Source organism: Algoriphagus pacificus, from assembly GCF_017254845.1.
Lineage (GTDB): Bacteria > Bacteroidota > Bacteroidia > Cytophagales > Cyclobacteriaceae > Algoriphagus > Algoriphagus pacificus.
Map to the genome: position 1 here is coordinate 1 of NZ_JAFKCU010000023.1, position 435 is coordinate 435.

At 47.8% G+C, this 435-nt stretch carries 1 protein-coding gene; it reads right to left on the reverse strand.

All coding sequences use genetic code 11. The features are described from left to right. Nucleotides 1-435: hypothetical protein (locus tag J0A69_RS22420; RefSeq protein WP_449500910.1), on the reverse strand; the 435-nt coding region annotated here is incomplete at both ends.

Genomic DNA, 435 nt, shown 5'->3' on the forward strand with positions numbered 1-435 from the left:
CGCGATACCGTCCAGCGACATTCTTCCTCGGTACATAATCTCCTTTGGCGTTTCCCGATGTCCGTCACGCACATGGGATCCCGTGATGACCTCATTAAAAACACGCTGCAATCCCTCCTCATCTTTGCAGGCAAGTCCGATTTTTTGCGTTGATTTTTTAATGCAGAATATGCAGTTACCGAGATGTTCCGGTATTTGCAAATCGAATGGTTGTTGCTTCCACCATGCGAGGATATCTTCCTTCTCAAAGTCTGACAGTTCAGCAAGATATCTGATTCCAGGCTTTGGCTTTAGCCGCTTCGGTTCATCAGCTCTGATGCCAATCCACGTGGTGTAATTCCCTCGCCCGAAATGGTCATCACAGTATTTGGTGAAGGGAACGAGTTTTAATCTGTCAGTGCAGAACGCGCCGCCGACGTATGGAGTGCCATATTT